The organism is Mycolicibacterium neworleansense (assembly GCF_001245615.1).
Classification (GTDB): domain Bacteria; phylum Actinomycetota; class Actinomycetes; order Mycobacteriales; family Mycobacteriaceae; genus Mycobacterium; species Mycobacterium neworleansense.
On record NZ_CWKH01000001.1, the window covers coordinates 2,857,877 to 2,871,547 of the forward strand.

12 protein-coding genes and 1 pseudogene are annotated in these 13,671 nt (G+C 68.1%); 10 read left to right on the forward strand and 3 right to left on the reverse strand.

Annotated features, from left to right (window positions below):
- Positions 1–24 precede the first annotated feature (24 nt).
- Positions 25–2,021, forward strand: a pseudogene (locus BN2156_RS13675) (SDR family oxidoreductase).
- Here the strand turns inward: BN2156_RS13675 and BN2156_RS13680 are convergent.
- Complete coding sequence (locus BN2156_RS13680) at positions 1,981–2,640, reverse strand: TetR/AcrR family transcriptional regulator (RefSeq protein ID WP_090514610.1); 660 nt, start codon at positions 2,638–2,640, stop codon at positions 1,981–1,983. The pseudogene BN2156_RS13675 and the gene BN2156_RS13680 sit on opposite strands and share 41 nt — an antisense overlap.
- A gap of 52 nt (positions 2,641–2,692) precedes the next feature.
- On the opposite strand from BN2156_RS13680, the gene BN2156_RS13685 reads away from it, so the two are divergent.
- Genes BN2156_RS13685 through BN2156_RS13695 form a run of 3 tightly spaced genes read left to right on the forward strand, consistent with a single transcriptional unit; the run spans position 2,693 to position 4,831 of the window.
- Entirely contained in the window at positions 2,693–3,430 is a 738-nt protein-coding gene (locus BN2156_RS13685) for a 3-oxoacyl-ACP reductase family protein (protein WP_090514613.1), read from the forward strand.
- A 16-nt stretch (positions 3,431–3,446) separates the two neighbouring features.
- Entirely contained in the window at positions 3,447–3,764 is a 318-nt protein-coding gene (locus BN2156_RS13690) for a DMT family transporter (protein ID WP_090514616.1), read from the forward strand.
- Between the two features lie 35 nt (positions 3,765–3,799).
- Positions 3,800–4,831, forward strand: a complete 1,032-nt coding sequence (locus BN2156_RS13695) for a nucleoside hydrolase (protein ID WP_090515890.1) — start codon at positions 3,800–3,802, stop codon at positions 4,829–4,831.
- Positions 4,832–4,849: 18 nt separating this feature from the next.
- Here the strand turns inward: BN2156_RS13695 and BN2156_RS13700 are convergent, their stop codons facing one another.
- Both BN2156_RS13700 and BN2156_RS13705 read right to left on the reverse strand, forming a co-directional pair.
- Positions 4,850–6,403, reverse strand: a complete 1,554-nt coding sequence (locus tag BN2156_RS13700; protein WP_210436649.1) for a DNA polymerase Y family protein — start codon at positions 6,401–6,403, stop codon at positions 4,850–4,852.
- A 39-nt stretch (positions 6,404–6,442) separates the two neighbouring features.
- A complete protein-coding gene (locus BN2156_RS13705) occupies positions 6,443–7,150 on the reverse strand; it encodes a DnaE2-dependent mutagenesis accessory factor ImuA' (RefSeq protein WP_090514622.1) in 708 nt (235 codons plus the stop codon).
- A gap of 293 nt (positions 7,151–7,443) precedes the next feature.
- On the opposite strand from BN2156_RS13705, the gene BN2156_RS13710 reads away from it, so the two are divergent.
- The 6 genes from BN2156_RS13710 to BN2156_RS13735 all read left to right on the forward strand — a co-directional run bounded on the left by BN2156_RS13710 (position 7,444) and on the right by BN2156_RS13735 (position 13,598).
- A complete protein-coding gene (locus tag BN2156_RS13710) occupies positions 7,444–7,725 on the forward strand; it encodes a hypothetical protein (RefSeq protein WP_090515892.1) in 282 nt (93 codons plus the stop codon).
- Positions 7,726–7,765: 40 nt separating this feature from the next.
- Positions 7,766–9,388, forward strand: a complete 1,623-nt coding sequence (locus BN2156_RS13715; RefSeq protein WP_407661727.1) for a S53 family peptidase — start codon at positions 7,766–7,768, stop codon at positions 9,386–9,388.
- A complete protein-coding gene (locus BN2156_RS13720) occupies positions 9,385–10,593 on the forward strand; it encodes a zinc ribbon domain-containing protein (protein WP_090514629.1) in 1,209 nt (402 codons plus the stop codon). The genes BN2156_RS13715 and BN2156_RS13720 overlap by 4 nt, the downstream gene beginning before the upstream one ends.
- Positions 10,590–11,309, forward strand: coding sequence for a hypothetical protein (locus BN2156_RS13725; protein WP_090514632.1), 720 nt, complete (start codon positions 10,590–10,592; stop codon positions 11,307–11,309). The genes BN2156_RS13720 and BN2156_RS13725 overlap by 4 nt, the downstream gene beginning before the upstream one ends.
- Before the next feature lie 144 nt (positions 11,310–11,453).
- Positions 11,454–11,747 (forward strand): hypothetical protein, encoded by a 294-nt coding sequence (locus tag BN2156_RS13730; protein WP_162490798.1) that lies wholly within the window; start codon positions 11,454–11,456, stop codon positions 11,745–11,747.
- Positions 11,748–11,789: 42 nt separating this feature from the next.
- Entirely contained in the window at positions 11,790–13,598 is a 1,809-nt protein-coding gene (locus BN2156_RS13735) for a zinc ribbon domain-containing protein (protein ID WP_162839220.1), read from the forward strand.
- Positions 13,599–13,671: the final 73 nt, after the last annotated feature.

Consider the following 13,671-nt stretch of genomic DNA (forward strand, 5'->3'; position numbering starts at 1 on the left):
CGATCTAGGGCCACGATGGCTCGCATGCGTTATGTCGTTACCGGCGGTACCGGGTTTATCGGCCGCCGAGTGATCACCCGGATTTTGTCCCGCGACCCCGGCGCCGAGGTGTGGGTGCTGGTGCGACGCGAGTCGCTGACCCGCTTCGAGCGGCTGGCCCAAGATTGGGATGAGCGAGTGAAACCGCTGGTCGGCGACCTGACTGCGGCTGATTTGGGATTGACCGAAACCGATATCGCCGAATTGGGCGACATCGCACACGTGGTGCACTGCGCGGCCATCTACGACATGACGGTCGGTGAGTCCGAGCAGCGGGCCGCCAATGTGGACGGCACCCGTGCGGTGATCGAACTCGCCCGGCGGCTGGACTCCACGTTGCATCACGTGTCCTCGATCGCGGTGGCCGGAAACCATCGCGGCGTGTTCACCGAGGACGATTTCGATGTCGCCCAGGATCTGCCCACGCCGTACCACCAGACCAAGTTCGAGGCCGAACTGCTGGTGCGCTCGACGCCGGGCCTGCGCTACCGGGTGTACCGGCCGGCCGTGGTGGTCGGCGATTCGCAGACCGGTGCGATGGACAAGATCGACGGCCCCTACTACTTCTTCGGCGTCCTGGCACGGCTAGCGGCGCTGCCCAGTTTCACACCGATGATGCTGCCCGACAGCGGCCGGACCAACGTCGTTCCGGTGGACTATGTGGTTGACGCGATGGTCGCGCTGATGCACGTCGAGGACAAGGACGGCGAGACGTTCCACCTCACCGCACCGAAGACCATCGGACTGCGCGAGATCTACCGCGGGGTGGCGGGCGAGGCCGGGTTGCCTCCGCTGCGCGGCTCACTGCCGCGGGCCACCGCGGCACCGGTGTTGCGGGCGCGGGGGCGGGTCAAGGCGGTGCGCAACATCGTCGCCACCCAGCTGGGTATCCCCGGTGACGTGCTCGACGTGGTCGAGTTGCGGCCGACCTTCACCGCGGACAACACCACGGCGGCGCTGCGCGGCACCGGAATCGCGGTGCCCGAATTCTCTTCGTACGCACCGAAATTGTGGCGGTACTGGGCCGAGCACCTCGACCCGGACCGCGCACGGCGCGACGATCCGGCCGGCCCCCTGGTCGGTAGGCACGTCATCATCACCGGCGCCTCCAGCGGCATCGGCCGGCGTGCGTCTTCGCCCTGGCGCGCAGCGGCGAGGCGCTCGACGATCTGGTCGCCGAGATCCGCTCGGCGGGCGGGCAGGCCTACGCATTCACTTGCGACGTCACCGATTCCGCGTCGGTCGAGCACACGGTCAAGGACATTCTCGGCCGGTTCGGCCACGTCGACTACCTGGTGAACAATGCCGGCCGGTCCATCCGCCGATCGGTGACGAACTCCACGGACCGCCTGCACGACTACGAGCGGGTGATGGCGGTCAACTATTTCGGTTCGGTCCGTATGGTGCTGGCGCTGTTGCCGCACTGGCGCGAACGCCGGTTCGGGCATGTGGTCAACGTGTCCAGCGCCGGTGTGCAGGCCAACACCCCGAAGTACAGTGCCTACCTACCGTCCAAGGCCGCACTGGATGCGTTCTCCGAGGTGGTCGGCACCGAAACCCTTTCGGATCACATCACCTTCACCAATATCCACATGCCCCTGGTGAAGACGCCGATGATCGCACCGTCGCGCAAGCTCAACCCGGTACCGCCGATCTCGGCCGAACACGCCGCAGCCATGGTGGTGCGTGGCCTGGTGGACAAGCCGGCCCGGATCGACACCCCGCTGGGCACTGTCGCCGATTTCGGCAACTACCTGACCCCGAAGCTGTCTCGCCGTGTGCTGCATCAGCTGTATCTGGGCTACCCGGACTCAGCGGCCGCACGTGGGCTGAATGGTGAATCCGCCGAAGGGGCATCGGGCGGGACGGCGCAACGCCGGCCGAAGCGCCCGGCCCGCAGCGCCCGCGGTCTGCGGGTCCCGCGGCGGGTGGCCCGCCCGGTCAAGCGCGCGGTGCGGCTGGTCCCCGGCGTGCACTGGTAGCCGCCCCAACAGCGTTGTCCCAGGCCACCATTGCCATATCCACCGCCGCATCCATATCGGCGCGGGAGACGCCGTCCCTGGCCTGGATGGACAGTCCGTACAGCACCGTGATCATGAACGAGGCCATCCGCTGCGCGTCGAGGTCCGCGGGCAACTCCCCGTCGGCCATGCCTCCGCGGATCCGGGCCAGTAGCCGTGCGCGGTCCTCGTCGCGGCAGTTCTTGAGCAGGTCGCGCATCACCTCGGTTTCGGTCGAGTAGGCGATGGCGGCGAGCACGATCAGACAACCCGGCGGAGTCGAGGGATCGGCGTAGTCGCGCACGTTGTCACGCAGCATGGCCTCGACCGCGTCCCGAACCGGCCCGGGACGCTGCAGCGCGATCGTGGTCGGCGAACGGTCGGGCGCGTTGTAGTACGCGACCGCTTCGCGGAACAGATCCTCCTTGGAGCCGAAGGTGGCGTACAGGCTCGGCGCATTGAGGCCCATCGCCGCAGTCAGGTCGCTGACCCGGGTGCCCTCGTAGCCCCGCTCCCAGAACACGTCCAGTGCTGCCTGCAGCGCGGTGTCCCGATCGAAGGCACGGGGTCGGCCGCGGCGGCCTGAGGGTTGACGGGGCATGGAATGAGTTTATATTTGTAGTATTCATTACAAAATTGATTGGAGCTCCGGCATGTCACTGACATCGAAAGTCGCGTTGGTCACCGGGGGCAGCCGCGGGATCGGCGCCGCGATCGCGCAACGCCTGGCCGCCGACGGCGCCGACGTCGCCATCACCTACAACTCTTCGCCGCAGCGGGCCGCCGCAGTCGTCGACGCGATTACCTTGTCGGGAGCGAAAGCCGTTGCGCTGCAGGTCGACAGTGCCGCACCCGATGCCGCGCGGCGCGCCGTGGACGCGGTGATCGCGACGTTCGGCCGCCTCGACATCCTGGTGAACAACGCCGGGGTCTTCCCCACCGGTCCGCTCGACCAAATCAGTGCCGACGACATCGATCAGGCCATCGACCTGCACGTCCGCGCGCCGTTGCTGTTCAGCCAGGCCGCCGCGGCCGTGATGGGCGAGGGTGGCCGCATCATCACCATCGGCAGCACCCTGGCCGACCGCACGCCGGCTCCGGGGATAACGCTGTACTCGGCGACCAAGGCCGCCGCGGCCGGGTTGACCCGTGGGCTGGCCCGGGATCTGGGGCCGCGCGGGATCACCGCCAACGTGGTGCACCCGGGTAACACCGACACCGAGATGAACCCCGCCGAAAGCCCCGATGCGGCCGCGGAGCTGCCCAACATCCCGCTGGGCCGCTACGGGCAGGCCAGCGAGATCGCCGCGGCGGTCGCCTATCTCGCCGGCCCGGATGCCACGTACGTCAACGGCACCACGTTGACCGTCGACGGCGGCATCAACGCCTGACGTCCCGGAGGCGACGATGTCGTGGATCCTGCTGATCTTCGCCGGACTGCTGGAGATCGTCTGGGCGCTGGCCATCAAACAGTCCGAGGGCTTCACCCGACTGTGGCCGAGCGTGTTGTGCGTGGTCGCCGCGGTGGCCAGCTTCGTGATCCTGGCCCTGGTGGTCAAACACCTGCCGGTCGGCACGGCGTACGCGGTGTGGGCCGGCATCGGGGCGGTCGGGGTCACCATTGCCGGCGTGGTGCTGTTCAGCGATGCGCTGACACCACTGCGGATGACGTTCATCGCTCTGATCGTGGTGGGCCTGGTCGGCCTGCGATTTGTTGAGCAGTGAGCCTGCCCGCCCTTAAGGTTGGCCAGGTGACATCCCTGCCAGTGTTCGCCGACGTGGATACCGGAGTCGACGACGCCATGGCACTGGCATATCTGCTGGCCAGTCCCGAAGCCGAGTTGGTCGGTATCGCCTCCACTGCGGGAAATGTTCCGGTGCAACAGGTTTGCGCGAACAACCTCGGACTGTTGGAACTGTGCGGGGTGACCGGCATCCCGGTGTCCAAGGGATCCGAGCAGCCGTTGAGCGCACCGCTGCGTACCGCCGAGGACACCCACGGACCACAGGGCCTGGGATACGCGCAATTGCCGGAGACCGACCGGCTGCTCACCGCGCATGACGCCGCCGAGGCCTGGGTGCGGGCCGCCCGCGCCCACCCGGGTGAGTTGATCGGACTGGCCGTCGGCCCGCTGACCAACCTGGCGCTGGCCATGCGCGCCGAGCCCACGCTGCCCAAGCTGCTGCGCCGCCTGGTGATCATGGGCGGGGCATTCGACTACCGCGGCAACACCACTCCGGTGTCGGAGTGGAACGTCAGCGTGGACCCCGAATCGGCCGCTGAGGTGTTCGGCGGCTGGAACGCTGCCTGGGGGCTCGACGACGCGACGCATGTGCCAATCGTGCTGGGCCTCAACCTCACCGAGAACGTCGCGTTGACACCGGCACTGCTGAACCGGCTGGCGACCGCGGCCGGTTCACCGTCGGCGCCGATGAGCGTCCTCGACGAGCGGGGTACCCGGTCGACGGCGGCCAACCCGTTGATCCGCGTGCTTGAGGACGCCATGCGGTTCTACTTTGAGTTTCACTTCGACACCGACGACGGGTATCTGGCCCACCTGCACGACCCCCTGGCCGCCGCGGTCGCGCTGGATCCGGGGTTGGTGAGCTACCGGGAAACCACTGTCGATGTGGAACTGAGCGGCACCCTGACCCGCGGTATGACGGTGGCCGACTGGCGCGGGCATTGGGGCCGCGCACCCAATGCGCTCATCGGCACGGAGGTCGACCCGGTGGTGTTCTTCGACCGGTTCATCAGCCGGGTCGGAGCTTTCGCGCAGCGCCTGGGCTGAGCCACCCGCGCCCGCGCCTCATTCATAGGCACCCTCCAGATACCACCGGCGCTGCCGGTAACACAGCAGCAGAGCCAGGTCGCCCCTGCCGTCTCGCTCGTCACTACCCAGCAGCACCTGGACCCGCGCGGTGCGTCCAGCCCCCCGATTCTCCGGATCCCACCACCGCTCGTCGACCGGCCACGGCCCCGCCCACCAGCGCAGCCTGCCGTCGCGGCGACCGGCGCCGGCCAGTTGCGCCGGATCGGCCGAGAACAGGCCGCGGCTGGTGACCCGGACCGGGTTTCCCTGTCCGTCAAGAAGTTCCACCGGATCATCGAGCAGTACAGTCGGCGAAGGTTCTGGCAGTTGACCGGGCCAGGGCTGCCGAGGGTCAGCGCGCGGTACCGGCTCATCTCCCAGCGGGGTGAAGGTGATGCGCTCGGCCGGCCCGCGGCCACCACTGAGCACCGGCACCTGCACCGCCTCCGGCCCGAGCAGACCCTGAACCCGCAGCAGCGCACGCCGGGCCCGCAGGCGGTCCTCCTCCCCTATCCCTCCCCACAGCGGCAACTGCAGCGCCGCCGCCGACACCACCTCCACCGGGCGCAGGCTCAGCACCGTGACCGGAGCGGTGGGCCGGTCGGAGGTGCGGCGGTTCAGCCAGCCGTCCAGCTGCCAACGCACCCGGTCGGCGGTGGCGTCCTCGGTCAGCGGTTCGGCACACCGCCAGACCCGTTCCAGCTCTTCACCATTGGCGGTGACGGCATGGATGGCCAACCGGGTACAGCCCACCCCGGCCGCCTCCAGATGGCGATGCAGGTCACTGGCCAGTGACCGGCCGGCGAAGGCCGCGGCATCCACCCGTTCGATCGGCGGGTCACAGTTCATCACCGCATCGAGTTCGGTGGCCGGATCCCGCCCAGAGGGGCCCCGGTCGGGCTCCCCACAGGCGAATCGGTGCGCCGTCACCGCATCGGCCCCGAACCGGGAGGCGACATCGGTGCGGGACAATTCGGCGAACTGCCCCAGGGTCCGGATGCCCATCCGCCACAACAGGTCTGCCAGGTCTTCGCGACCGGGGGCGGCCAGGGCCGGTTCGGTGGCCAACTGCCGGATCGACAACCCGGACAGGAACGACGCGTCGTTTCCGGGTTCGACGATGCAACCGGCCCGGGCGGCGAAGACCGCGGTGGAAAGTTGATCGGCGATACCGACCTGACATTCGGCCCCCGCCGCGGCGACGGCATCGATCAATCGTTCGGCCGCAACCGCTTCGGACCCGAAGTAGCGGGCCGCACCACGCACCGAGAGCACCAGCAGGCCCGGGCGCAGCACCTCGGCACGCGGCACCAGATCGTCGACGGCAAGCGTCACATTCTCGAAATGGCGCGCATCCCTGGCCGGGTCGGCGGTGACGACATGAAGTTGTGGGCACCGCGCCTGCGCCTCCCGGCGACGCAGCCGGCGCCGGACCCCGGCCGCACGCGCCGACGCCGAGCAGGCGATCACCCGGTTGGCCAGGGTGACCGCGACCGGCACCGTCGACGTCAAACCTGCCGCCGTCGCCGCGGCCACCGCCGGCCAGTCCATACACCAGAGGGCCAGCACCCTGGAATCCGCGGGCACGGCTTATCCGCCTGCCGCACATGCCGACCCGATGCCCCGCCCCCGAGCGCGCATGGTCAGCCGGATCCGGCTGATCCGGCCGTGCCCGGGTGTCGGGGCGTCTGGGCCGGAACCGGCCACTTCGTAGCCGCACACCCGGGCCTCCAGCCGGGCCGATGCGCCCTGCCAGTCACCATCGGTGACCAGCAGGGTGCAGCCCTTCTGCCGGGCCCGCGCCACCATCACCCGGGCCCGGCTCGGCGGTACCGAACGCCCGCCCAGCCCGAGCACCACCAGGTCCATCCCGTCCATCAGCACCGCGGCCACCTCGACCGGATCGGCGCCCGGATCGGGGATCACCGCGAGCCGGCTCAGATCGGCACCCATCTCCACCGCGGCCAGCAGGCCGACATCGGGTTGCCCGATGATTGCCGCATGCCCACCCGCCGCCGTCACCGCCGCCACCATCCCAAGCGACAGTGACCGGGCGCCGGAAGCCACCGCGACGGACCCGCGTGGCAGCATCGTCGGCAGGCCCTCGGGCAACGTCTCAACCAGCGCCTCAGCTGGCTCCAGCAAAGATTCCGGCGCCGGGACGACCGCCGGGGACCGGGGTACGCCGCGGTGCGCCTGGCCGACCCTCCCCGACACCGAGGCAATCTTGCGGCGGAGGTGTTCTACCTGTTCAGACCGGGTGAGCAGGTGCAAATCGCGCTCTGCCGCAAGAGTCACAACAACACCTCCAACACCATCTGTTTCACCCGATTTTCGAATATATGTTCGATGGCTCGAGTAAACACCCACCCCCCGACAGCGTCAAGCTGCCGGAGGCGGTCACCGGCCCCGGAGAGCAGGGCCGGACGGAATGGCTCTGCGACCGCGCGGACCTTAAGTTAGAGTTCCGTTCACCAGAACCCGCTTCGGGATGGGACTGGCCACGACTTGCGTTGCAAGTAGTGGGAATCCACTGCGATTCGCCGAAGGCCAAGTTCTGTAACAGCACGGGGGACAGTGAGGACAGCATCATGAAGTCTGGGCAGTTGACTCGTCGGCTCACCGTCATCGCGGGCGGTGCGGCAGTCATCGGGATGATCTCGTTCACCGCGGCGTGCGGTACCGAGGAGAAGGGTCCCGAGACCACCACCCCGACCACGACGACAACGACGACAACCACCTCGCCGGCCACCCCGGCACCGCCGCCATCGGTCGAGCCGACCGAGAAGTCGATCAACCCCACCGGCGGCAACCTGTTCACGCCCGAGGTGAAGGCACCGCCGGCACCGACCGCGGTCCCCGGCGACAACTAGACGCGGAGCGCAGAAAGTCGGTCGTTCGCCCATGGCCGGGATGAACATCGCCCCCGGGCGGGCGGTACTGGCGCTGATCCTGTTCAGCGCCCTGCTGGTTTCCGACCTGCGAACCACTCCCACCGCGGAAGATTGGGCGTACGGGCCCACCCATATCACGGGTCCGTACGCCCAATTACTTTCCGCCTCAACCGATCTCGGCCCCGCCGAGGACGGCTCGGCACAGCTCACCATGACGCTGCGCCACACCACCCGACCGGCCGCGCTGTTCGGGTGGGCCGAGGCGAATTCGCTGTCGATCCGGTGGCGCCCCGGTGACGCCTGGGCGATCGCCGAAGGCCGATCCCCGGCAATGGCATCCGCATTCGGGGTGGACATCCACGACTACCGGGGCAGGCGCGGTCAGGAGTTCTACGCCTCACCGCAGCAGCCGTCGATACCCGAACCGCTGGCCGGGGAGGTGGCCGAAGTCGGCCGCATCCTGGGCTACACGCCCTACCGAATGTCGCTTCCGGACCTTCGGAACCTGCCGACCGACGTACCGGACCAGGGCCTGACTCCCCAGGGTGTGCTCAACACCTACAACCTCACCGAGCTGGCGAAGCAGGGATTCACCGGCAAGGGCACCACCATCGTGTTCTTCGCATTCGACGGTTTCGATCAGACCGATCTGGACACCTTCGCCACCACCTTCGGCCTGCCCAGGTTCACCCCCACCGTGGTCGGCGGGCAGCCGAGCGCACCACGCGGTGAGACCACCATGGATCTGCAGGTGGCCCATGCCATCGCACCGGATGCGCAGAAGGTCGTCGTCAATGCCCGCCCGACGGTGCAGGGTGACGGCGCCTACGAGAAGATCGGGAAGATGCTGGAGTCCGCGGACCAGCAGTTCCCCGGCGCGGTGTGGAGCTTCTCCATCGGCTGGGGCTGCGACAAGCTGATCACCGCCGCCGACCTCGCCCCCGTCCGCTCCGCCTTGGCCACCGCACATACCCACGGCACCACCGCATTCAACGCCAGTGGCGACCTGGCCGGCCTGGAATGCAAAGGCGGACAGGACTGGTCGTCCGCACCGGGCAAGGACGACATCGGCCTGGACTCGGTGGCCTCCCTGCCGGAGATGACCGATGTCGGCGGCACGACGCTGTCTACCGACGCCGATGGCGGCTGGCTGGCCGAGCAGGCCTGGTTCGACGTCCCGCTGTCGCAGGGCACGGGTGGCGGAGTGTCATCCTTGTTCGACCGTCCGGACTGGCAGCAGGGGCTGACCGCACCGGGCAGCACCGAGGCCGGCGGTGACCAGAAGCGGCTGACTCCCGACATCTCCGCGGTCGCCGACCCGTTCACCGGCGTGAAAATCGTTCTGAACGGCCAGGTTCTGGTCGGCGGCGGCACCTCCCAGTCCGCGCCGCTGTGGGCCGCGATGGCCGCGGTGATGAATCAGTACCTGACCGCCCACGGCGGCCACGCCATCGGTGACTTCAATCCGCTGCTCTACCGCATCGCCAAAGGGGCACCGCTGCCGGCTTTCCGTGACGTCACCCTCGGCGGCAACGCGGTGGCCAGTGCCGCACCCGGCTACGACATGGTGACCGGGCTGGGCACACCCGATGTGGAGAACCTCGTCAAGAACCTCCTTGTCCTGCAGAAGGCGAACCGATGACCGACACGCCTGACGACACTGACGTGCCGACCACCGAATGCCGCGTCTGCAAGGTCGATGTGCCTGACGGCAAGTACTGCGGGCTGTGCGGGGTGCCGATCGACAAGGAGCCAGGAGACGGGCCGGAATGGTTGCGCCTCAGCGCGTCCTGTGTCGCCCCCGATGAGCACCTGCTGCGCCCGTCGATCGCCAGCTCGCTGTTCCCCCACCTGTCTCACCAATCCCGCACCCCGTTCCGCGTCGCGATGCTGGCCTTGGTGGCCGGGCTGGTGGCGTGTGCTCTGTTCCGGTTGCCCGCGGCCCTGATAGCGGTCGCCGCGCTCGGGCTTCCGCTGCTGTTTCTGATCTATCTCTATGAGTCCGACGCCTTCCGTGACCTTCACCGCGCCAACCTCGCCCTGACCATCGGGCTGGGAATCGCGCTGGGCGTCGGTTGGGTTCTTCTCACCGGCCACGTCATGGCCAAGTCCTACGGTGTACCACTGGGTTCCGGGGTGACCGGATTCCGGATCATGCGCAACGGCTTGGGGATTCCATTGGGCGGCGCGATTCTGATGCTGGTGCCCGCCGTCGTGGTCCGGTTGACACGGCCCGCGAGCCGGGAATCTCTGGACGGCTTCATGATCGGCGCGCTCGGCGCGACGGCCTTCACCGCGGCAGCCACCCTGACCCGACTGGCACCACAACTCACCACCGGCATGGTGGCGCGCAACCGCCCGATGTCCGGGCTGATCGTTGAAGCCGGAATCCGCGGTGTCGCCGTACCTTTGACCGCAGCAGCCATCGGCGGTCTGATCGGTGCGGCGTTGTGGTTCACCCGTCCGGCCACCAAAGTCGACAAGCACGTCGGATACGTCCGGCTGGTGATGTTCTCGTGCGCGTTCGCAGTGTTGATCGTCTACACGGCACTGGGGCTGGTCGATGTCGCCCGTGTCCCCCAGTGGATCCAGTTGACCGTGCACATCGGCGTCGCGGTGATGGCGATCCTGGCACTACGCGTCGGTCTGCATCTGGCGTTGCTGCACGAAGCGCAAGACGAGATCGCCTCTGACCAACCCATCTACTGCCCACGCTGCGGCCACATCGTGCCTGACATGTCGTTCTGCCCACACTGCGGTGCGGCCACCCACGCGTCCTCGCGTACGTCCAGAGAACAACGCCGCGAACACCGGCCGGTACGTGACGCAGGACCGGACGCCGGATGAGCACGTTCTTTCCCGGATACGCGGTGCCCGTCGCCACCGGAAGAACCCGGGCCGTCCGCGGAACGTCAGCACTGAAAGTGCTGGGCATCCTCGTTACCGGAATCGCCCTGGTGGCCGGCATCCTGGTCTGGATCTCACATACGACGAGCAGACCCCCGGCCCGCTATATGTGCCCGCCCGACTGCGGGCGTCCCCCGACCGGGGAGGCGGTCGCGATCAACCCGGTGTTCACCGCACCCGACGGCAGTTTCTCGGTCTCCTACCCGGTGGCCTCGTCGGCCTACAAGGTCACCACCAATCCGACGGGTGTCACCGCGGAATTCCAGGCCGGTGACGGCGGCATGCTGCAGCTGTTCAGCGAGCCCGCGGGTGGACGCAGCGCCGAGGACATCGCGAATTCCCTGGTCAAAAAGACATTTCCGGACACCAAGACCGCCTACAACATCCCCAACGCGATGGTCGGTTATCACCCGGGGTTCGGCCTGGTCGCCGACTGCTGGCCGCAGGGCGCCACGAGCAGCTACATGCGGATGCGCGTGCTGGTATTGGTCGCGGTGAAGGACGACCTCGCGCTCGTCGCCTCGGCTGTCGGACCGTACCGGGAATTCGGGCCCGGCTCAGGTGCCAGTAAACCCTCGGGCGCCAACCTGCAATTGGCCCTGGACATGGGCAAGTACGTCAACAGCTTCCGCTGGCGCGGAGATCCCAGCCGCTGAACCCGCCGGTTCGGTACCGACGTCGGCGCCGATTGAAAAGTCGCAATTGACGCCCATGCCGGACGGCGCGGGGTTAAAGTTTGCTAGCAATTCGATTCGGTTGCTGATTCTGCACCGCCCAGCGGGGGACAGTTAGGACTAATCATGAGGTCACGTCGATCGACTCGTCGCCTCGCAGCCACTGCGGCCGCCGCCGCGATCATCGGGATGATCGGGCTCAGCGCTTGCGGTACCGGCGAAAAAGCACCTGAGACCACCAGCCCCACCCCGACCACCACCACAACCACAACGGTGACGACTCCGCCGGCGCCGCCGCCCGCGGAGCCCACCGAGAAGCAGGTCTCCCCCGGTGGCAACAACAAGTTCACGCCCACCCACGTCGAACCTCCGGCCCCGCCCACCGGGCGGCACGGGATCGGCAGCCCCCACCGGCAGTAGCACCGGCACAGATCGGCCGCTGATCCTGCGGCCACGCACGCCATGACCGCCGGAACCGGCGACGACCCGGTACCCACCATGGAATGCCGGGTTTGCCGAACCGAGGTTGCGGCGGGCGCATTCTGCGGCCGGTGCGGCGCCTGCCGCCAGTCACGCCGCGATCGGCCGGAGTGGTTGCGAATCCGGGCGTACTGCGCCGGACGGAACGAACATCTGCTGCGGCCGTCGGTGGTCAGTTCGCTGTTCCCGGAGCTACCGCACGCTTCGCGCGCACCGTTCCGGGTGGCGGTAGGGGTGTTGGCGGTTGCGGTGGCCGCCTGCACGCTGCTGCGACTACCCGCGGCGATGAGCGCGCTCGCGGCGTTGGGATTGCCGCTGCTGTTCGTCGCGTATCTACGCAAATCCGCTGAGCTTCAACGCCTTCCGGTGCATACCCTGCTGCTGACCGGCGCCTTGGGTGCCGGACTGGGCGCCGCCTGGGCACTGACCACCGGGACCGCGGTGGCCCGGGAATACGACATGCCGATGGGCGCGGATGTCCCCCAGTTCCGGATCATCCGCGACGGCCTCGGCGTGCCGCTCGGCGCTTTGGTGCTGATGCTGATCCCGGTGGTGGTGATCCGACTGCTTCGGCCGTGTACACGAGAAGTATTGGACGGCTTCGCAATCGGCGCCCTCGGCGGCCTTGCGTTCACCGCGGCCGCCACGCTGAGCCGGTTCGCTCCCCAGTTCGACGACGGGTTGGTCGACCACGATCGCCCACTGATCGGGCTGTTGGTCCAAGCCGGCATCCAGGCGGTGGCGGTGCCGTTGACCGCTGCGGCCACCGGCGCTTTCGTCGGCATCGTCCTGTGGTTCACACCGGCGGTGGACCACCCGCGTCAGCACCCCGAGTACACGCGCACGGCCCTGGTGCTGACAGCCGCGGCCATTCCCGCCTGCTACGTGATCCTCGGCCTGATGGACCTGGCCCCGGTGTCACAGATGTGGGTACTGACAGTGCATCTGGCCGTGATGGCGGCGGCGATGCTGGCGGTGCGGGTCGGTCTGCAGCTCGCCCTGCTCTACGAGGCGCACACCCCCGTGAGCGCCGGCGAATCTCTGCTGTGTTCGCAATGCGGCCAATCCGTTCCCGACGCGCCGTTCTGCCGCAACTGCGGAGTGGCGATCCGGGCGTTGTCGCGATCGCCGTACGAAATCGGTGATCGCCGCGTGCTGGGCGCGTGGGGCGCCGGTGTCACGGTGCTGGCCGCCGCCCTCGTCGGGGTGTCGGCGGTTCTCAGCCCCCCGCCCGCACGTTACGTCTGCCCGCCGGACTGCGGCCGCCCGCCGACGACGGAGCCAGTGGCGACGAATCCCCGCTTCACCGCCCCGGACGGCGCGTTCTCGGTCGCGTATCCGGCCACCGGCGCGGCCTATACGGTCACTACCGCGGACGACGGAGTGACGGCGGATTTCGTCGCCGGGGACGGCGGCACCATGCAACTCCTCGGCAAACCCGCGGCCGGACGGACGCCGAAAGAGATCGCCACGGCCCTGGTCGAGGGCACGTATCCCGATACCGACATGGACTACGAGATCCCGAATGCCATGGTCGGTTATCAACCGGGATACGGAATGGTCCTCGACAGCTGGCCGCAGAACGCCACTGGCGATTACATGCGGATCCGGGTGGTCATTCTGGCCGCGGTCAAGAACGACCTAGCCCTGATCGCCGTCGCGACCGGTCCTTATCACGCCTACGGCCCCGATTTCGGCCCAGGCATCCCGTCCGGCGCCAACTTGGACCTTGCCCTGGATATGGGCAAGTACGTCAACAGTTTTCGTTGGCGCGGAGACCCAGCTCGGTGAATCCCCGCCGACCATGCAGAAACAAATCATCGCCAATTGGTGACATTGACAAATGTCATCAATTGCTGATGTA

What these genes read in the sequence shown, in the direction of transcription:
- BN2156_RS13680 (WP_090514610.1), bottom strand. Translation starts at nt 2,640, where the DNA reads ATGCCCCGTCAACCCTCAGGCCGCCGCGGCCGACCCCGTGCCTTCGAT.
- BN2156_RS13685 (WP_090514613.1), top strand. Translation starts at nt 2,693, where the DNA reads ATGTCACTGACATCGAAAGTCGCGTTGGTCACCGGGGGCAGCCGCGGG.
- BN2156_RS13690 (WP_090514616.1), top strand. Translation starts at nt 3,447, where the DNA reads ATGTCGTGGATCCTGCTGATCTTCGCCGGACTGCTGGAGATCGTCTGG.
- BN2156_RS13700 (WP_210436649.1), bottom strand. Translation starts at nt 6,403, where the DNA reads ATGGACTGGCCGGCGGTGGCCGCGGCGACGGCGGCAGGTTTGACGTCG.
- BN2156_RS13710 (WP_090515892.1), top strand. Translation starts at nt 7,444, where the DNA reads ATGAAGTCTGGGCAGTTGACTCGTCGGCTCACCGTCATCGCGGGCGGT.
- BN2156_RS13715 (WP_407661727.1), top strand. Translation starts at nt 7,766, where the DNA reads ATGAACATCGCCCCCGGGCGGGCGGTACTGGCGCTGATCCTGTTCAGC.
- BN2156_RS13720 (WP_090514629.1), top strand. Translation starts at nt 9,385, where the DNA reads ATGACCGACACGCCTGACGACACTGACGTGCCGACCACCGAATGCCGC.
- BN2156_RS13725 (WP_090514632.1), top strand. Translation starts at nt 10,590, where the DNA reads ATGAGCACGTTCTTTCCCGGATACGCGGTGCCCGTCGCCACCGGAAGA.
- BN2156_RS13730 (WP_162490798.1), top strand. Translation starts at nt 11,454, where the DNA reads ATGAGGTCACGTCGATCGACTCGTCGCCTCGCAGCCACTGCGGCCGCC.
- BN2156_RS13735 (WP_162839220.1), top strand. Translation starts at nt 11,790, where the DNA reads ATGACCGCCGGAACCGGCGACGACCCGGTACCCACCATGGAATGCCGG.